This window comes from Stenotrophomonas sp. NPDC077421 (genome assembly GCF_049545505.1).
Classification (GTDB): Bacteria; Pseudomonadota; Gammaproteobacteria; order Xanthomonadales; family Xanthomonadaceae; genus Stenotrophomonas; species Stenotrophomonas nematodicola.
The window spans coordinates 24,219-40,720 of record NZ_JBMWDP010000038.1 but is presented as its reverse complement, the minus strand read 5'-3'; the positions used below and the strand labels follow the sequence as shown (position 1 = coordinate 40,720).

18 protein-coding genes and 1 tRNA gene are annotated in these 16,502 nt (G+C 67.3%); 11 read left to right on the top strand and 8 right to left on the bottom strand.

Annotation, left to right across the window (positions count from 1 at the left end; all coding sequences use genetic code 11):
* Nucleotides 1-618: S1 RNA-binding domain-containing protein (locus ACPEH1_RS17145; RefSeq protein ID WP_423716108.1), on the top strand; the 618-nt coding region annotated here is incomplete at its 5' end.
* A 111-nt stretch (nucleotides 619-729) separates the two neighbouring features.
* Here ACPEH1_RS17145 and ACPEH1_RS17140 read toward each other — a convergent pair.
* Complete coding sequence (locus ACPEH1_RS17140) at nucleotides 730-1,749, bottom strand: hypothetical protein (protein ID WP_423716107.1); 1,020 nt, start codon at nucleotides 1,747-1,749, stop codon at nucleotides 730-732.
* A gap of 231 nt (nucleotides 1,750-1,980) precedes the next feature.
* On the opposite strand from ACPEH1_RS17140, the gene ACPEH1_RS17135 reads away from it, so the two are divergent.
* Nucleotides 1,981-3,165 (top strand): glycoside hydrolase family 18 protein, encoded by a 1,185-nt coding sequence (locus ACPEH1_RS17135; protein WP_423716106.1) that lies wholly within the window; start codon nucleotides 1,981-1,983, stop codon nucleotides 3,163-3,165.
* Here ACPEH1_RS17135 and ACPEH1_RS17130 read toward each other — a convergent pair.
* The 4 genes from ACPEH1_RS17130 to ACPEH1_RS17115 all read right to left on the bottom strand — a co-directional run bounded on the left by ACPEH1_RS17130 (nucleotide 3,153) and on the right by ACPEH1_RS17115 (nucleotide 5,772).
* Nucleotides 3,153-3,536, bottom strand: coding sequence for a VOC family protein (locus tag ACPEH1_RS17130; protein WP_423716109.1), 384 nt, complete (start codon nucleotides 3,534-3,536; stop codon nucleotides 3,153-3,155). The two genes, ACPEH1_RS17135 and ACPEH1_RS17130, sit on opposite strands and share 13 nt — an antisense overlap.
* Nucleotides 3,537-3,612: 76 nt before the next feature.
* Nucleotides 3,613-5,199: a PepSY-associated TM helix domain-containing protein gene (locus tag ACPEH1_RS17125; RefSeq protein WP_153165176.1), complete on the bottom strand. Its 1,587-nt coding sequence runs from the start codon at nucleotides 5,197-5,199 to the stop codon at nucleotides 3,613-3,615.
* 10 nt (nucleotides 5,200-5,209) lie between these two features.
* Nucleotides 5,210-5,473, bottom strand: a complete 264-nt coding sequence (locus ACPEH1_RS17120) for a hypothetical protein (RefSeq protein ID WP_136003224.1) — start codon at nucleotides 5,471-5,473, stop codon at nucleotides 5,210-5,212.
* A complete protein-coding gene (locus ACPEH1_RS17115) occupies nucleotides 5,473-5,772 on the bottom strand; it encodes a hypothetical protein (protein WP_136003225.1) in 300 nt (99 codons plus the stop codon). Before ACPEH1_RS17115 ends, ACPEH1_RS17120 begins: the two co-directional genes overlap by 1 nt.
* A gap of 422 nt (nucleotides 5,773-6,194) precedes the next feature.
* Between ACPEH1_RS17115 and thrS the strand changes: the two genes are divergently transcribed.
* From thrS to ACPEH1_RS17070, 9 genes are all read left to right on the top strand, one after another.
* Nucleotides 6,195-8,099 (top strand): threonine--tRNA ligase, encoded by a 1,905-nt coding sequence (gene thrS / locus ACPEH1_RS17110; protein ID WP_017355267.1) that lies wholly within the window; start codon nucleotides 6,195-6,197, stop codon nucleotides 8,097-8,099.
* A gap of 48 nt (nucleotides 8,100-8,147) precedes the next feature.
* On the top strand, nucleotides 8,148-8,687 hold the full coding sequence (gene infC / locus ACPEH1_RS17105; RefSeq protein WP_026070650.1) for a translation initiation factor IF-3: 540 nt from the start codon (nucleotides 8,148-8,150) through the stop codon (nucleotides 8,685-8,687).
* A gap of 423 nt (nucleotides 8,688-9,110) precedes the next feature.
* Nucleotides 9,111-9,308: a 50S ribosomal protein L35 gene (gene rpmI, locus ACPEH1_RS17100; protein ID WP_017355265.1), complete on the top strand. Its 198-nt coding sequence runs from the start codon at nucleotides 9,111-9,113 to the stop codon at nucleotides 9,306-9,308.
* 10 nt (nucleotides 9,309-9,318) lie between these two features.
* Complete coding sequence (gene rplT, locus ACPEH1_RS17095) at nucleotides 9,319-9,678, top strand: 50S ribosomal protein L20 (RefSeq protein ID WP_017355264.1); 360 nt, start codon at nucleotides 9,319-9,321, stop codon at nucleotides 9,676-9,678.
* Between the two features lie 195 nt (nucleotides 9,679-9,873).
* Nucleotides 9,874-10,869, top strand: a complete 996-nt coding sequence (locus ACPEH1_RS17090; RefSeq protein WP_423716105.1) for a phenylalanine--tRNA ligase subunit alpha — start codon at nucleotides 9,874-9,876, stop codon at nucleotides 10,867-10,869.
* Nucleotides 10,870-10,950: 81 nt separating this feature from the next.
* On the top strand, nucleotides 10,951-13,332 hold the full coding sequence (pheT, locus tag ACPEH1_RS17085) for a phenylalanine--tRNA ligase subunit beta (protein WP_423716104.1): 2,382 nt from the start codon (nucleotides 10,951-10,953) through the stop codon (nucleotides 13,330-13,332).
* A gap of 25 nt (nucleotides 13,333-13,357) precedes the next feature.
* On the top strand, nucleotides 13,358-13,657 hold the full coding sequence (locus ACPEH1_RS17080) for an integration host factor subunit alpha (RefSeq protein WP_005410432.1): 300 nt from the start codon (nucleotides 13,358-13,360) through the stop codon (nucleotides 13,655-13,657).
* Nucleotides 13,638-13,994: a MerR family transcriptional regulator gene (locus ACPEH1_RS17075; protein WP_017355261.1), complete on the top strand. Its 357-nt coding sequence runs from the start codon at nucleotides 13,638-13,640 to the stop codon at nucleotides 13,992-13,994. The genes ACPEH1_RS17080 and ACPEH1_RS17075 overlap by 20 nt, the downstream gene beginning before the upstream one ends.
* 67 nt (nucleotides 13,995-14,061) lie before the next feature.
* Nucleotides 14,062-14,138, top strand: a tRNA-Pro gene (locus ACPEH1_RS17070).
* Nucleotides 14,139-14,211: 73 nt separating this feature from the next.
* On the opposite strand, the gene ACPEH1_RS17065 is transcribed toward ACPEH1_RS17070, so the two are convergent.
* The 3 genes from ACPEH1_RS17065 to ACPEH1_RS17055 form a co-directional block, all read right to left on the bottom strand.
* The gene (locus ACPEH1_RS17065; RefSeq protein ID WP_423716103.1) at nucleotides 14,212-14,985 is read right to left on the bottom strand and encodes a transporter; all 774 of its coding nucleotides are present in this window, start codon (nucleotides 14,983-14,985) and stop codon (nucleotides 14,212-14,214) included.
* 122 nt (nucleotides 14,986-15,107) lie between these two features.
* The gene (locus ACPEH1_RS17060; protein ID WP_166473276.1) at nucleotides 15,108-15,530 is read right to left on the bottom strand and encodes a hypothetical protein; all 423 of its coding nucleotides are present in this window, start codon (nucleotides 15,528-15,530) and stop codon (nucleotides 15,108-15,110) included.
* Nucleotides 15,531-15,645: 115 nt separating this feature from the next.
* On the bottom strand, nucleotides 15,646-16,434 hold the full coding sequence (locus ACPEH1_RS17055; RefSeq protein ID WP_287249508.1) for a MipA/OmpV family protein: 789 nt from the start codon (nucleotides 16,432-16,434) through the stop codon (nucleotides 15,646-15,648).
* Nucleotides 16,435-16,502: the final 68 nt, after the last annotated feature.

Sequence of the window (16,502 nt, the reverse complement as noted above, 5' to 3'; positions counted from 1 at the left end):
GGTACCGCTGAGGGCATCTCCGCCCTGCAGATGGACATCAAGATCGAAGGCATCACCGAAGAGATCATGAAGCAGGCACTGCAGCAGGCAAAGGCTGGCCGTCTGCACATCCTCGGTGAAATGGCCCACGGCCTGACCGCACCGCGTCAGGAGCTGTCGGACTATGCGCCGCGTCTGCTGACCATCAAGATCCACCCGGACAAGATCCGCGAAGTGATCGGCAAGGGGGGTTCCACCATCCAGGCCATCACCAAGGAAACCGGCACCCAGATCGACATCCAGGACGACGGCACCATCGTCATCGCCTCGGTGAACGCGATCGCGGCGCAGGCTGCCAAGTCGCGCATCGAGCAGATCACCTCGGACGTCGAGCCGGGCCGCATCTACGAAGGCAAGGTCGCCAAGATCATGGACTTCGGTGCGTTCGTCACCATCCTGCCGGGCAAGGACGGCCTGGTCCACGTGTCGCAGATTTCCAGCGAGCGCGTCGAGAAGGTCGGCGACAAGCTGAAGGAAGGCGATGTGGTCAAGGTCAAGGTGCTGGAAGTCGACAAGCAGGGCCGTATCCGCCTGTCGATGAAGGCCGTCGAAGAAGGCGAGGGCGTGGCGGCCGAGTAATCGGCGCACGCGTTCGCGGAACGTGAGGACCGCAGGTCCTCACACCTTCGCACAACGAAAAAGCGGGCTTCGGCCCGCTTTTTCGTTATGTCCGCTGTGCTGTCGACGCGCCTAGACCAGGTCGTCTTCCCCGGCGTGTTCCACCTCGGTGGGATCGCACCACCACACCTGCCCTTCGGCAGGCGCGCTGGGGGTGCCTTCGCGGCGTTCGATCGCATCGATCACGCGCCCGGGCCCCGCAGCGACCCAGTCGGCGAGCAGGCGCTCGACCGCGGCCTTGCCCTGTGCACCGATACCCAGGCTGCGCTCCACCTGCCAATCGTCGTTGCCAGCGGCTCGCTCATCATGAGGTGCCGGGGCGTCCCGCGCGTGCGGCACGCCGTAGCTGCAGCGCAGGCACAGCGACCGGACCGACGCACTCCAGTCCTCGACATAGCCGATACCGGGCAGCCGGGCGTCCTCCAGTGCCGCCATGTCGTCCGCTGACGGACACCGGATGAACGCCACGAAGGTGGCGTGGTCCGATGCCTGCAGGGTCTGCAGCGCGTTGAACACGGGCACCGTGCCGCCGTTCAACGCGCGCTCGCCGGTCTTGGCACCATCGTGCAGGACGATATCGAACAGGCGATGCCCGCTGCTGCCGAATGGCACGCTCAGCACCCGCGCGCGCACCACGTCGATGCGCCGCGCGAACACTGTCTCACCACTGCCCCACGGATCAAGCCGGACGCAGATCATGCCGAAATCGGTGTCGATCGGACCGTCGCCGTCCGGTACGTTGATGCCGCACTTCGCCCACTGGCGGCGCGCTTCGGCCCAGTCGCCCAATGCCGTGGCGGCAATCCCTGCATTCCAGGCCGAGGCCTGGTCGAACGCGTCCTGCAGGGTCTGCGCGCGCAGGTTGTGCTGCAGCGAGGCGGGCCAGTCGCGCAGATACTTGTGCGCCAGGCCGCGCATGTAATGCAGGTACGGCACGTGCGGGGCATGCCCGCTGAGGTCACCGAACAGGTCGCTGGCCCGCTGCAGGTGGCCAGCGTCGAACGCGGCGTAGGCCTCCGCTTCGAGCGCCGCGAGGGTGTCGTTGTCCGGTGTGGAAAGTGAGGTGTCGGTGGTGTCGGCGATGTCGGTCATGCGTCGGCATGTCGTTGGTATTCATGCGCACTGTAGCCGCTGCGCCCGTCGGTCGCGCATGCCATCGCATGGCATTGTGCGCTGTCGACATGTCCGGTCCCGACCTTGCGCTGACCTGGGCGCGGGCGTGCGGTCTGTCCGCCGGACGGGATTGCCGGACATCGCGTTCAAGGGGGCTGTTCCGCGCGTGGTGTCTGCTAACGTGGCCCGGCCTTCGACCCGGGAGATCCCATGTTCCGCCAGACCGTGGCTGTACTTGCTGTGCTCATCGCCGGCTGCCTGCCGATCGCCGCCTCTGCCGCCGACCCATTGCCGAAGGTGATCGGAGCCTACTATCCCGGCGATTCTGCGGAGCGCTATCCGGTGGCGTCCATTCCGGCCGATACGCTGACCCATCTGTTCTATGCATTCGCCCGCATCGAGGACGGTCGCTGCGTGGTCGATGCGCAGGCCGATGGGCACTTCAAGGCGCTGGCCACGCTCAAGCGAGCACATCCGACACTGCACACCCTGATCTCCATCGGCGGCTGGAATGCCGGCGGCTTCTCCGACGCGGCGCTCACCGCCGAACGCCGGCAGCAGTTCGTGCGCTCCTGCGTGGCGTTGTTTTTCCAGCAGCACCGCGGCAGCTTCGATGGCGTCGATATCGACTGGGAGTTTCCCGTGTCCGGTGGCCCGGTGGAGATCACCGACCGCCCCGAAGACCGGCGCAACATGACCCTGCTGGTGCAGGAATTCCGCCGCCAGCTCGACGCGCTCGACGGCGGCCACGGTCCGCACCGGCTGCTGACCGCTGCGCTGCCGGCCGGCCGCGTGCAGACCGACGGTCCGTACGATCCCGCCCTGAGCTACGAGCTCAAGGCGCTCGGGCAGGCGCTCGATTTCATCACGCTGATGAGCTATGACATGGGCACCGGCTTCTCCAGAGTCTCCACGTTCAACGCGCCGCTGCGCGAGGTGCCGGCCGATCCGCTGGACCCGGCGCTGCGGCGCTGGAACAGCGTCGAGGGGGCGGTGGCCTACTACCAGCAGCACGGCGTACCGGCCGACAAGCTGGTGCTCGGCGTGCCGTTCTACGGGCGCGGCTTCCAGGTCACCACGCAGAGCGGCGACGGCCTGTACCAGCCGTACAGCGCCCCGTTCGACGCGGGCGACTGGCGCCACATCAAGACCGCGTTCCTCGATCAGCCCGGGTGGCAGCGGCATTGGCACCCGGTAGCGCAGTCGCCGTGGCTGTACAACGCCGCCGAGCGCGTGTTCATCAGTTATGAAGATCCGACCTCGATCGGCCTGCGCGCCGAGTTCGCCAGGGATCGCCAGCTGCGCGGCGTGTTCACCTGGGAGCTGACCGGCGACGACCCGCAGGGCAGCCTGCTGCAGGCGATGGCCGCGCCGTTCCTGCCTCACGCCAGGTAGCGCGATACCTCGATCAGGTTGCCGTCCGGATCGCGGAAGTACACCGACAGGATCGGCCCGGTGGCCCCGGTGCGCTGCACCGGGCCATCCTCGATGCGCACGTCCTGCGCGTGCAGATGGGCGAGGATCTCATCGATCGTGGCGTAGGTGATCAGGCACAGGTCTGCCGACCCCGGTGTGGGGCGCACGGCCTTCGGTTCGAACTCGCGCCCGTGCGCGTGCAGGTTGATCTTCTGCAGTCCAAAACGCAGTGCGGTGCGCCCGCTGCCGAAGGTTTCCACCTGCATGCCCAGCACGCGCTGGTAGAACCTGCAGGTGGCATCAATGTCGGCCACGGTCAGTACGAGATGGTCGAGGCGGTCGATGTGCAGGTCGGTCATGGGCGTTGCGCAGGTGGGCAGGAACCGCTGCACGGTAAACACGGTCGCGGCAGCAAACGGTGATGGGCTAGGGGACGCGCGCGGTGGCCCTGCGGTTATCGGCCCACACGCTGTTGGGGTCGCCGTGGTGGGCGCGGCGTCGCGTGGCGCGAGCCATCGCGGCAAAGCCCACTGCCATTGCCAGGGCGACACCGTCCACCCAGAACAACGGCCAGTAGCCGCGCAGCGCGCTGGTCCACAGCCATTGCCCGGTCATGGCGCCGTGGGCCACCGGCACCAGTGCGGTCACCATCGCCGCCGCCCAGAGCAGCTCCTGTGCGGCGCGTGACGGCGCCCGCAGGGCCGCCCACAGGGCGCAGCCGCCCCAGACCAGGAAGCAGGTCCAGCGCATCCCGGTGTCCGCGTACGACGGGGCCAGGTGTTCCAGCAGCTGGACGCTGACGAACGCGGCCGAAATGGCCACGCACAGCCCGATGCAGATCCCGACCGTGGCCCGTGCCATGTTCACCTGGGCGCGGCCCTGCTCGATCTGCCGACGCTTGCGGCGCGATTCGATCCACAGCAGGTTGCCCGAATAGAACAGGAAGGCGCCGCCCAGGCCGAGCGCGAAATAGAGCCACGGCACCGCGCCGTTGCCGAACTCGCCGAAGTGCAGCGCGTACGCGGCGGCCAGCGTGGCGTGGTTGGCATCGCGACGGCCAGGCAACTGCGTGTGCAGCACTTGGCCGGTGTTGGCATCCATCGCCACCGCGCCGAGCGGGCCGAGCGAGGCGCCGCCTTCGCCGGTGATCTCGATGACCGCGTTGGCGTCGCCGGCGTTGGCCAGCTTCAGGTATGCCGGTTCGAAGTGCGGCAGGCCCTGGTCGGTGGCCACCGCGATCGCACGCGCATGCAGCATGGCCAGGCTGCCCGGTCGCACCGGCTCGCCGGCGGCGGCACGGATCGGGGCAGTGTCCATCGCCGTCGGCAGCGCCGCCATCAGCTTGCCCTGGTAGACCAGCGGGTTGAGCGCGGCCATCTGCAGGAACATCAGGCACAGCAGCGCGCCGGTCACCGCGAACAGCAGGTGGAAGGGCAGGCTGAGCACACCGATGACGTTGTGCGCGTCCTGCCACATCTGTTTGAGGTTGCGGCCCGGGCGCAGCGCGAACAGGTCGCCGGCCAGTCGAGGCAGGTGGATGACCAGCCCCGACAGCAGCGCTACGCCATACAGCAGGCTGACCACGCCCATCAGGTAGATTCCGGCCACCGGCAGGCCCAGGGTGTAGTGCAGCTCATTGACCAGCTCGGCCAGCCCGGCCTGGGGCGGCGTGGGGCTGCCGTCCACGTGGTCGGCCCAGGCGAACAGCCAGGTGCCCTTGGCGTCCTGCCAGTACGCCACGGTCTGCGGGGTTTCCGCGCCGGGGAAGGTCATGCCGATGTGCCGGCGCGCCTCCGGGTGCCGCGCGAGGACGCCGTCGAGCAGGTGCTGGGCATCGTCCAGGGTCTGTGCCGGTTGCTCCATCGCATGCGGCGCCTGCCACAGCGGCAGGTCGTGGTGGAACACGGTGATGGCACCGGCATAGAAGGCCACGAACAGCGCGAAGCCAGCCACCAGGCCGACCCAGGTGTGGAGCGTGGTGAACGTACGGAGCGTAAACGAGCTGAACTTCATCGGGACTCCGTCATTGCACCCACTGGGTGCTGCGCAGCAGCCACAACAGCGCGAAACCGAGAGCGGCAGCCACCCCCATTCCGGTCCATGCACGCAGGCCGGTGCGGAAGCTGAAGGCCCACACCGCCGCCAGCATCCACAACGGGACGAAAGCGATCAGGCTCGGCACCACGGCCCGTTCCCAGGGGCCGGGCGGCAGCCAGGCCACCAGGCCGGTGGCCGCCGCGGCGACCAGGAAACCGGCCAGCAGCGCGGCGAAGGCGCGCGGCCACATCAGCCGCGCTCCGCGGCGTACGGGCGCGTCCACGCGGCCAGGTAGGGCAGGGCCATCGCGGCAAGCATCCAGCCGGCCAAGGTCACGCACAGGCCGGCGGCCAGCCCGAGCTGCCCCATCCACAGCCACAGCCCGGTCGCAAACGCCACCAGGCCGATGTGGCGGCCGAGTCGGCCGGCGCGTCGCAGGCGCGGCCAGCGGCAATGTGGCGAGGCGGCGTAGAAGGCCAGCGCGGAGAACGCCGAGGCGATGCCACCGAGCACGCAGTACAGCGCCGCAGCGAAGTCGGTACCTGTCACGGGTACGACGGCGGGGCGGGCCAGCCCTGGCGCGGAAGACGGGGCCGGGCAGGCCGGGCCCGGCGGACGGCGAGTGTCATGGCGGATCCTTGGGGGGAGGCGTCGCCGGACGTGGCACGGCGATCCGCGCATGGTAATCATTGCGGTTTCCGGGCGCCACAGCGCCACGTTCAGGCGCTGCCCGGGCAGGCGGAGCGGCATCGCGACCCGGATTGGTTTAAGATCAAGCCATCTCTATCGATGGCAACAAGGTGGCCCGCGCCCGGCGCCGGTCTAGCGTGTGACATGAGCACTACCACCGCCCACCGCTGAACGTCCCGACGGCCCCTGACGCAGGCGCCTTCGTGGCGCTTTTTTATTGCCGATTCCCCTGATTCCGTACCTTCGGCCCGCGCGGCGGGCCCACCAGCCAAAGCCTATTCATGATCGCCATCACGCTCCCCGACGGCAGCCGCCGTGAGTTCGAAAACCCCGTCAGTGTCATGGACGTCGCCCAGTCGATCGGCGCCGGCCTGGCCAAGGCCACCATCGCCGGTTCGGTGGATGGCGTGCTGGTCGATGCCAGCGACGTCATCGACCACGATGCCAGCCTGCGCATCATCACCGCCAAGGACGAGGAGGGGGTGGAGATCATCCGCCACTCCTGTGCCCACCTGGTCGGTCATGCGGTCAAGCAGCTCTACCCCGACGTCAAGATGGTGATCGGCCCGGTCATCGCCGAAGGCTTCTACTACGACATCTACGCCGAGCGCCCGTTCACGCCGGAGGACATGGCCGCGATCGAAAAGCGCATGGGCGAGCTGATCGCGCAGGACTACGACGTGATCAAGAAGGTGACCCCGCGTGCGGAGGTCATCGAGATCTTCAAGGCGCGTGGCGAGGACTACAAGCTGCGCCTGATCGAGGACATGTCCGATGACATCCAGGCGATGGGCATGTACTACCACCAGGAATACGTGGACATGTGCCGTGGTCCGCACGTGCCGAACACGCGCTTCCTCAAGGCCTTCAAGCTGACCCGCATTTCCGGTGCGTACTGGCGCGGCGATGCCAAGAACGAGCAGCTGCAGCGCATCTACGGCACCGCGTGGGCCGACAAGAAGCAGCTCGAGGCGTACATCAAGCGCATCGAGGAAGCCGAGATGCGCGATCACCGCCGCATCGGCAGGCAGCAGGAACTGTTCCACCTGCAGGAAGAGGCGCCGGGCCTGGTGTTCTGGCACCCCAAGGGCTGGGCGCTGTGGCAGGTGGTCGAGCAGCACATGCGCAAGGTGTACCGCGACAGCGGCTATGGCGAAGTGCGCTGCCCGCAGATCCTGGATGTCTCGCTGTGGCAGAAGTCCGGCCACTGGGACAACTACCAGGAAAACATGTTCTTCACCGAGTCGGAGAAGCGCACGTACGCGGTCAAGCCGATGAACTGCCCGGGTCACATCCAGGTGTTCAACCAGGGCCTGCACAGCTACCGCGACCTGCCGATCCGCTACGGCGAGTTCGGGTCGTGCCATCGCAACGAGCCGTCCGGCGCGCTGCACGGCATCCTGCGCGTGCGTGGTTTCACCCAGGACGACGGCCACGTGTTCTGCACCGAGTCGCAGATCGAAGCCGAAGTGACCGCGTTCCACCAGCAGGCGCTGGCGGTGTACACGACCTTCGGTTTCGAGGACATCCAGATCAAGATCGCGCTGCGCCCGGAAAAGCGCCTCGGTGATGACGCCACCTGGGACAAGGCCGAGGGCGCGCTGCGCTCGGCGCTGGGCAGCTGCGGCGTGGAATGGCAGGAACTGCCGGGTGAGGGCGCCTTCTATGGCCCGAAGATCGAGTACCACCTCAAGGACGCCATCGGCCGCACCTGGCAGCTGGGCACGATGCAGGTCGATTTCATGATGCCCGGCCGCCTTGGCGCCGAGTACGTGGACGAAAACAGCCAGAAGAAGCACCCGGTCATGCTGCACCGGGCCATCGTGGGCTCGATGGAGCGCTTCATCGGCATCCTGATCGAACACCACGCCGGTGCCTTCCCGTCCTGGCTGGCCCCGATCCAGGTGGTGGTGGCCAATATCACCGATGCGCAGGCTGAATACGTGTCCGAGGTCCGGAAAACCCTTGCAGATCAAGGCTTCCGGGTAAACGCCGATTTGCGCAACGAGAAGATCGGTTATAAGATTCGCGAGCATACGCTGCAGCGGGTCCCGTACCTGCTGGTGGTTGGCGACCGTGAGAAGGAAAATGGCGCCGTGGCCGTGCGTACGCGCTCTGGCGAAGATCTGGGCAGCATGTCCGTCCAGGCCTTCATCGAGCGGTTGCAGGCAGAACAGTCCGTGTAAGAAAGTCCCGGCCCTGCGGATGATCCGCTCAGGGCCGGTTTGATTCCTCTGGGAGATTGCAATATCAGTACCCCTGACAACAAACAGAACCGCAAGAATCAGGAAATCCGGGTGCCGCGCGTACGCGTGATCGGCAGCGACGGAGAAATGATTGGCGTGTTGACGCGTGACGAAGCGCTGTCGATGGCCGAAGACGAAGGTCTGGACCTGGTCGAGATTCAGCCGCAGGCTGATCCGCCGGTGTGCAAGATCATGGACTTCGGCAAGTTCAAGTTCGAAGCGCAGAAGAAGGCCAACGAGGCCAAGAAGAAGACCAAGCAGGTCGAGATCAAGGAAGTGAAGTTCCGTCCGGTCACCGATGAAGGCGACTACCAGATCAAGCTGCGCAAGATGCGCGGGTTCCTGGAAGAGGGCGACAAGATCAAGGTCAACATCCGCTTCCGTGGTCGTGAAATGAGCCATCAGGAACTGGGTCGCGAAATGGCCAACCGGATCGAAGCCGATCTGGGTGAGGACATCGTGATTGAGTCCCGTCCGCGCCTGGAAGGCCGGCAGATGGTGATGATGATCGCGCCGAAGAAGAAGTAACCGGCTGTCGGGCCTGCGCCCGACCGCGTGGGTGGACGCCGGGCCATGCCCGGCTGAACCCGCCGCCGCTGCCGGCAGAGTCGGTTCGCGTGAAAGGCAGGGGGCGCCAACGGCGCCTTCAGCCGCTCTGTGCAGACAGGGCGGGATGTCGCCCCCTCCGCGATGTCCACACCCTTCAGGTTCGCGCACCCGCGCCAAACGCCCGTTCAATCAATCGGTTGCAAGTGCCTGTCTGCGCGGGCATAATGGGCGGCCCCGTATTGCGGGGGTGCTGTTTTGAACGGTTTCACGCTTTTCAACGGCAACAGGACCGGCCTGGTTCCCAGTGGGGATCCCGGGCTTACAAGCAGGCAAGGGCACGGACGGAAAGTGTGGCAATGCCACCGCCCTGGTCAGTGACAAAACACCATCAAGGACATTGCAATGCCCAAGATCAAGACCAACCGGGCGGCGGCCAAGCGTTTCCGCAAGACCGCCTCCGGCAAGTTCAAGGCTGGCCACGCCAACCGTAGCCACATCCTCACGAAGAAGTCGACCAAGCGGAAGCGCAATCTGCGTCAGACGAACCATGTTCGTGCAGAAGACGCAGGCCGTTTGAACCGTATGCTTCCCTACCTCTGAGGACTGACCCATGGCACGAGTAAAGCGTGGCGTACAGGCGCGTCGCCGTCACAAGAAAATCCTGACCCTGGCGAAGGGTTATTACAACGCTCGCCGCAAGGTCTTCCGCGTTGCCAAGCAGGCCGTGATCAAGGCACAGCAGTACGCCTACATCGGTCGTAAGCAGAAGAAGCGCAATTTCCGTTCGCTGTGGATCACCCGCATCAACGCGGCTGCCCGCATCAACGGCCTGAGCTACAGCCGTTTCATGAATGGCCTGCTCAAGTCCGGCATCACCCTGGACCGCAAGGTTCTGGCTGACATCGCCGTGCACGACGCAGCCGGTTTTGCTGCACTGGCCGAAAAGGCCAAGGGCGCACTGGCGGCATAAGTCCATTCCCCTGCCGTTGCCGTTCACGCGCAACGGCTGTGGGTAAGGCAAATGCATGGGGAAGGGCGCAAGTCCTTCCCCATTCTTTTTTGTGTTGGCGATGGCCCTCCCGGTGCCATCGCTCGACAGCGGTGGCGACGGGGGTCGGCCCGACGCGCATCGCGATGGCATACCGACGCGAGGCTCCGGCTATCCATGAGTGACATCCAATCCCTGACCACCCAGGCGCTGGCCGACGTGGCTGCTGCCCAGAGCCCGGACGCGCTGGAAGCCCTGCGCGTGGCACTGCTCGGCAAGAGCGGCAGCATCACCGCCCAGCTCAAGCAGCTCGGCGCACTGCCCGCCGACGAGCGCAAGGCCGCCGGTGAGGCGATCAACCGTGCCCGCGACGCGCTGAACACCGCGCTGGGCGAACGCAAGGCCGTGCTGGAAGACGCTGCGCTGGACGCGCGCCTGGCCGCCGAAGCGATCGACATCACCCTGCCGGGGCGCCGCGACGAACGTGGTGGCCTGCATCCGGTCACCCGTACCCTGGAGCGCATCACCGAGATCTTCGGCCGCCTCGGGTATGAACTGTCCGAAGGTCCGGAAATCGAAGACGACTGGCACAACTTCGAAGCCCTGAACTTCCCGCCGCACCACCCGGCGCGTGCGATGCACGACACCTTCTATTTCGGCGATGGCCGCCTGCTGCGCACGCATACCTCCGGTGTGCAGGTGCGCTACATGGGCGACCACGCGCCGCCGCTGCGCATGATCGCCGCCGGCAAGGTCTATCGCAGCGACAGCGACCAGACCCACTCGCCGATGTTCCACCAGGTCGAAGGCCTGCTGGTCGACGAGCATTCCACCTTCGCCGACCTGAAGGGCACGCTGTCCGAGTTCGTGCGCGCCTTCTTCGAGCGCGACTTCGAGATGCGCTTCCGCCCCAGCTACTTCCCGTTCGTCGAACCCGGCGCCGAAGTGGACATCGCCTGGCAGCAGCCCGACGGCAGCACCCGCTGGCTGGAAGTGCTCGGTTGCGGCATGGTCCACCCGAACGTGCTGCGCAACGTGGGCATCGATCCGGAGCGCTACACCGGCTTCGCGTTCGGCCTGGGAGTGGAGCGTTTCGCGATGCTGCGCTACGGGGTCAACGACCTGCGCGCGTTCTTCGAGAACGATGTGCGGTTCCTGAAGCAATTCGCCTGATGACGGCATGCCGGGCAGCGCCCGGCACCACGATTGTTGAATTACGGCCAGGCGCATGCGCCGGCCCACCAGGGTGACACCATGAAATTCTCTGAAAACTGGCTGCGCAGCCACGTCCCGACCACCGTTTCGCGCGATGAACTCGGCGCGGTGCTGACCGCCATCGGCCTCGAAGTGGAAGAGGTCGATGCATTGGGCGAGGGCCTGCAGCATGTGGTAGTGGCGCGGATCGTGTCCGCCGAACGCCATCCGGAAGCCGACCGCCTGCAGATCTGCCAGGTCGACGCAGGGCAGGGCGAGCACCTGCAGATCGTCTGCGGTGCCCCGAACGCGCGCGCCGGGCTGGTTGCACCGCTGGCGATGGTTGGCGCGCAGATCGGCGAGCTGAAGATCAAGCCGGCGCAGCTGCGTGGCGTGGCCTCCAACGGCATGCTGTGCTCGGCCAGGGAACTGGGCCTGGACAGCGATGCCTCGGGTCTGTTCGAGCTGCCCGACGATGCGCCGGTCGGCCAGTCGCTGGTGGAGTACCTCGGCCTGCCCGACGCCAGCATCGAGATCAAGCTGACCCCCAACCGCGCCGACTGCTTCAGCATCCGCGGCATCGCCTTCGACGTGGCCGCCGCGTGCGCCAGCGAAGTGGTGCCGTTCGATGCCGCACCGGTCGCGGCCGTGGGCAGCCGTGAGCTGACCATTGCGCTGCAGGCCGGCGCCGAGGCGCCGCGTTTCGTTGGCCGCGTCATCGAAGGCGTCAACCCGCGCGCGGCAACCCCGCTGTGGATGGCCGAGCGCCTGCGCCGCAGCGGCGTGCGGCCGGTGTCGCTGCTGGTGGACATCACCCAGTACGTGATGCTGGAACTGGGCCAGCCGATGCACGCCTACGACCTGGACACCCTGCAGGGCAGCATCGGCGTGCGCCGTTCGCGCGCCGGCGAATCCGTGAAACTGCTCGACGGCCGCGACGCCGCGCTGGACGACAGCTTCCTGGTGGTGACCGACGCGGACCGTCCGGTCGCGCTGGCCGGCCTGATGGGCGGCTTCGATACCCGTGTCACCGACGATACCACTGCCGTGTTCCTGGAGGCGGCGCACTTCGCGCCGGCCGCCATCATGGGCCGCGGCCGCAAGCTGGGCCTGCATACCGATGCCGGACACCGCTTTGAGCGGGGCGTGGACCCGGCGTTGCCGCGTACGGCGGTCGAGTACGCTACCCGTCTGATCCTGGACCTGGCCGGCGGCACGCCGGCACCGGTGACCGAAGCCGTCAATGCCGGCGACCTGCCGGCAACCGCTGCCATCACCCTGCGCCGCGCGCGCATCGCCCGTGTGCTGGGCATCCAGATCGCCGATGCCGACGTGGAGCGGATCCTGCGCGCGCTGGGCATGGACGTGACCGCCGCGGCCGAGGGCTGGCAGGTCACCGCGCCGAACCGTCGCTTCGACATCGCCATTGAAGAAGACCTGATCGAGGAACTGGCCCGTATTCACGGCTACGAGCGCATCCCGACCACGCTGCCGGGCGGTGCCTCGCGCGTGGCGATGCCCAGTGAGACCCGACTGGACGACCTCAGCACCCGCCGGCAGCTGGTGGCCCGCGACCTGCAGGAAACCATCAATTACGCCTTTGTCGACGCCAACCTGCTCGCGCAGTGGCAGCTCGCCGAGGCGCTGGTGCCGCTGGCCAACCCGCTGTCGGCCGAACTGGCCGTGATGCGCCCGTCGCTGCTGCCGGGCCTGGTCGCCACGCTGGGGCGCAATGCCGCCCGCCAGCTGGGCCGCGTGCGCCTGTTCGAGCTGGGCCGCGTCTTCCACCGCCAGGCCGGCGAGGGCCAGCCGGCACCGCTGGAAACCCAGCGCGTGGCTGCGGCCATCTGTGGCGACGCCGATACCCAGCAGTGGGGCATCGCTTCGCGCAAGGTGGACTTCCACGACCTCAAGGGCGACCTGGAGTCGCTGGCCGCCGCCAGTGGCGCGGTACTGACCTTCCAGCCGTCGCAGCGCCCCTACGGCCACCCGGCACGGTCAGCCGAGGTGCTGCGCGACGGCGTCAACCTGGGCTGGATCGGCCAGGTCCACCCGCGCCTGGCCAAGGCGCTGGACATCGACGTGGACGTGTACGCCTTCGAGCTGGACCTGGCGCCGTTGGCCGCCCGCGCCCTGCCGCGTGCCAACGAGCTGTCGCGTTACCCCTCGGTGCGCCGCGACCTGGCCTTCCTGGTGCCCGAAGCGGCCGCCTGGACGGACCTGGAGGCAACCCTGCGCCGGGCCGTCGGGCCGCTGCTGCGGGAAGTCATCCTGTTCGACCGGTACGTCGGGCAGGGGGTCGAGCCAGGCTTCAAGAGTCTCGCTATGGGCTTGATTTTGCAGGACAAGTCGCGCACTCTGACGGACCGCGACGTGGATTCGGTAGTGGCCGAGGCGGTCACTGTCATGGAGCGTGAACACCACGCCCGGATCCGTGGTTGAGCGGGAAGCATGGGGGTAGCAGGCAATGGCATTGACCAAGGCTGAGATGGCCGAAAAGCTGTTCGACGAAGTCGGTCTGAACAAGCGTGAAGCCAAGGAATTTGTCGACGCGTTCTTCGATGTGTTGCGAGAGGCATTGGAACAGGGACGTCAGGTGAAGCTCTCCGGCTTCGGCAATTTCGACCTGCGGCGCAAGAACCAGCGCCCGGGTCGCAATCCCAAGACCGGCGAGGAAATTCCTATTTCCGCCCGCACGGTGGTCACCTTCCGTCCGGGCCAGAAGCTCAAGGAAAGGGTGGAGGCATATGCTGGATCCGGGCAGTAACCGCGAACTTCCGCCGATACCGGCCAAGCGCTACTTCACCATCGGTGAGGTCAGCGAGCTGTGCGATGTCAAACCGCACGTGCTGCGCTACTGGGAAACCGAGTTTCCCAGTCTCGAGCCGGCCAAGCGGCGCGGCAACCGTCGCTACTACCAGCGCCACGACGTGCTGATGGTGCGCCAGATCCGCGGCCTGCTCTACGAACAGGGCTACACGATCGGCGGCGCGCGGCTGCGCCTGGAAGGCGCCGGCGCGCGCGACGAATCGGCACTGAGCAACCAGATCATCAGGCAGACGCGGATGGAACTGGAAGAAGTGCTGCAATTGCTGCGCCGCTGAACCCTTTTTCGATCGGATCGTTTATACTCGTCGGCCCGCTGCAAGGCGGGGACATTGCCAGCATCATCGGGGCGTAGCGCAGCCTGGTAGCGCATCTGCCTGGGGGGCAGAGGGTCGTCGGTTCAAATCCGGCCGTCCCGACCATTGTTGGCGATCAGAACAAGGGCTTGCACAGCGATGTGCGGGCCCTTTTTCGTTGCACGCTGTTCCAACCTGCCTAGTCGAAGTAGAACGACACACCCAGCCCGGCCTGCAGATCGGGGCTGGCGTTGTCCAGGCCGACATCGAACGAGGCATCCAGCTGCACGCGCGGGCGCAGCATCCAGGTCACGCCGGCACCGGCGATGGCGGTGGAGGGATCGCCGTCGCTGTCGGTGAAGCCCAGTTCGACATAGCTGCTGACCGTGTCGGTGAGCGCCACGCTGAGGCTGGGCGACCAGGTGAATTCGTCCGCGCCCGCGCCGCGCACTGCGTTGGCGTACAGCGCGCCGCTCCACCGGTCGTTGAAGGTGTATTCGTAGCTCGCCCCCAGCGCGTACTGCGTGCCGCCCTCGGAGAAGTCGCGGTCGCCGGTGGCGAAGGTGCTGCTGGCGAGCAGGGCCACACTGTGCCGGTCCGATCCGGTGGGCAGGGCGAGTTTGAGCGCCAGGCCGGCATCGCCTGCGCCGCGTTCGGTGTGGGTGGGGCCGCCGCGCGGACGCAGCTGCAGCCGGTTCCACGGCGTGGCGAAGGCCTGCAGCTCCAGCCGTTCGGCCAGGCCCATGCGCAGGGTGATGTCGCTGCTGTACTGCGTGCTCAGCACGCCGTCGGCGTCGCGGTCGCGTGCCAGGCTGGGCAGGCCCAGTTCCAGCGCGAGCGCGCCACGCGGCACGGTGTCGGTGGAGAAGCCGATACCCGGACGATCGAAGGACGGCGGTTGCGTGTCGTCGCTGCCTTGGGCATGGGCGGTGGCGGCGAACAACAGCAGGCATGCAGCAACAGGCAGGCGCATCGACAACTCCCGGACAGGCAGCGGAACCACGGACCGTCCGCCGGCGGCGGACACGGCCGGGAGTATGCACACTCCGGCCGCGCGCGGATGTGCAGGGCGCGGCGGCGATGCGGCCGCCTCGCTCAGTGTGCCGGTCGCGTCATTGCCATCAGGGCGTGCAGGACGCGGTCGGTGTCGCCGGCGGCGGGCCGTCCCGTGCAGGCGCTTTGCAGCCATACGCCGTCGGCGGCGTAGCGGGCCGCGATCAGGCGCGGGGCGCGGCCTTCTTCGGGATGCTGCTGCAGGCGCTCGTGCAGCCAGCGACGGCGGGCGCTGATCCAGTCCGGGTCAACGCAGCGGGTGTGCGCGCCGGTGGCCGCCGAGCGCGACGCGTCCAGCAGCGTGGCGATGTAGGCGCGCGAGAAGCGGCCGTAGGCCATCGGGTCGATGGCCATGCGTTGGCGCACGGCGTCGTCGAAGCGCAACACCGCGGCCGCGCTGGCCTCCGTCGCGGGAACGGGTACGCCCGGGTGGGGCGCATGCGTGATCTTGCTGTTCGGGTTCATCGGTCGACTCCGTGGCGGGCGGGGGAATAGAGAATCCATTCAATGACGGCGCGGCGGTCCGGCTCGATCTGCAGAGCGCGTCCGGTGATACGACGTACGGGTCCCCCGGGCATGGTCAGAAGCCGTAACTGAGGGAGACGGCGGCCGAATCCATGTGGTCGCCGCGCGTCATCGGGCTGTCGCGCACCGCATCGGACAGCCGGCTGCGGCGCAGCGAGGCGGTGCCGGTCCAGTGCGTGCCCAGCGGCATCACCACGGTGACATCCATGTACGGCGACGCGCCGCTGCCGGCCTCGTAGCGGGCCAGGCCGCTGCGCAGCGCTTCGGCTTGGCTGACACCGAAGTAGTAATCGTTGAGTTTGCTGCTGGCGTAGTTGACGCCCACGCCCGGAATCAGCCGCACCTTGCCCACCGGCAGCGGGTAGCTGTAGCGCGCATCGGCAGCGACGCCACCGCCGTGGCCGGTGACCTCGGCCTCGGCGCTGGCCTGCACCACGCCCCAGTCGGCGCTGTGGCGCCAGGCCAGACCGGCCATGCCGGACAGGCTGCGGTTGGAGAGCTTACGCAGCTGCGGGTTGTCGGTGTCGCGGTGCTTGAAGCGCATCATGTACGGCGACAGCGTGGCCGACAGCTCCGTGCCACCCTGATTGACCAGGCGGTAGCCCACCGCGCCGCCGCGGAAGTAGAACGATCTGCCTTCATAGCTGATCAGCGGCGCGGGGATGGTATCGGTGTCGTAGCCGGCGTAGGGCGACTTCAGGGCCACCACGGCCACTCCGACGCTGGTGCGTTTGGGAGCCGGGGCGGTGTCCCCGGCCTGGGCGGCGGGAACGGCCACCAAGGGCAGCAGTGCCAGCAGGGTGGCGGCCGGATGACGCGGGAGAGCGGGAAGACGGAGCTGCATGTACCTGTCGCGGGGGAGGATCAGCGGACAGGATGGACGGCCTACATTGTCGGAACGTTGCGCTGGAT

What these genes read in the sequence shown, in the direction of transcription:
- ACPEH1_RS17065 (WP_423716103.1), bottom strand. Translation starts at nt 14,985, where the DNA reads ATGCGCCTGCCTGTTGCTGCATGCCTGCTGTTGTTCGCCGCCACCGCC.
- ACPEH1_RS17090 (WP_423716105.1), top strand. Translation starts at nt 9,874, where the DNA reads ATGAGTGACATCCAATCCCTGACCACCCAGGCGCTGGCCGACGTGGCT.
- ACPEH1_RS17055 (WP_287249508.1), bottom strand. Translation starts at nt 16,434, where the DNA reads ATGCAGCTCCGTCTTCCCGCTCTCCCGCGTCATCCGGCCGCCACCCTG.
- thrS (WP_017355267.1), top strand. Translation starts at nt 6,195, where the DNA reads ATGATCGCCATCACGCTCCCCGACGGCAGCCGCCGTGAGTTCGAAAAC.
- ACPEH1_RS17075 (WP_017355261.1), top strand. Translation starts at nt 13,638, where the DNA reads ATGCTGGATCCGGGCAGTAACCGCGAACTTCCGCCGATACCGGCCAAG.
- ACPEH1_RS17125 (WP_153165176.1), bottom strand. Translation starts at nt 5,199, where the DNA reads ATGAAGTTCAGCTCGTTTACGCTCCGTACGTTCACCACGCTCCACACC.
- rpmI (WP_017355265.1), top strand. Translation starts at nt 9,111, where the DNA reads ATGCCCAAGATCAAGACCAACCGGGCGGCGGCCAAGCGTTTCCGCAAG.
- ACPEH1_RS17080 (WP_005410432.1), top strand. Translation starts at nt 13,358, where the DNA reads ATGGCATTGACCAAGGCTGAGATGGCCGAAAAGCTGTTCGACGAAGTC.
- pheT (WP_423716104.1), top strand. Translation starts at nt 10,951, where the DNA reads ATGAAATTCTCTGAAAACTGGCTGCGCAGCCACGTCCCGACCACCGTT.
- rplT (WP_017355264.1), top strand. Translation starts at nt 9,319, where the DNA reads ATGGCACGAGTAAAGCGTGGCGTACAGGCGCGTCGCCGTCACAAGAAA.
- ACPEH1_RS17060 (WP_166473276.1), bottom strand. Translation starts at nt 15,530, where the DNA reads ATGAACCCGAACAGCAAGATCACGCATGCGCCCCACCCGGGCGTACCC.
- ACPEH1_RS17135 (WP_423716106.1), top strand. Translation starts at nt 1,981, where the DNA reads ATGTTCCGCCAGACCGTGGCTGTACTTGCTGTGCTCATCGCCGGCTGC.
- ACPEH1_RS17120 (WP_136003224.1), bottom strand. Translation starts at nt 5,473, where the DNA reads ATGTGGCCGCGCGCCTTCGCCGCGCTGCTGGCCGGTTTCCTGGTCGCC.
- ACPEH1_RS17140 (WP_423716107.1), bottom strand. Translation starts at nt 1,749, where the DNA reads ATGACCGACATCGCCGACACCACCGACACCTCACTTTCCACACCGGAC.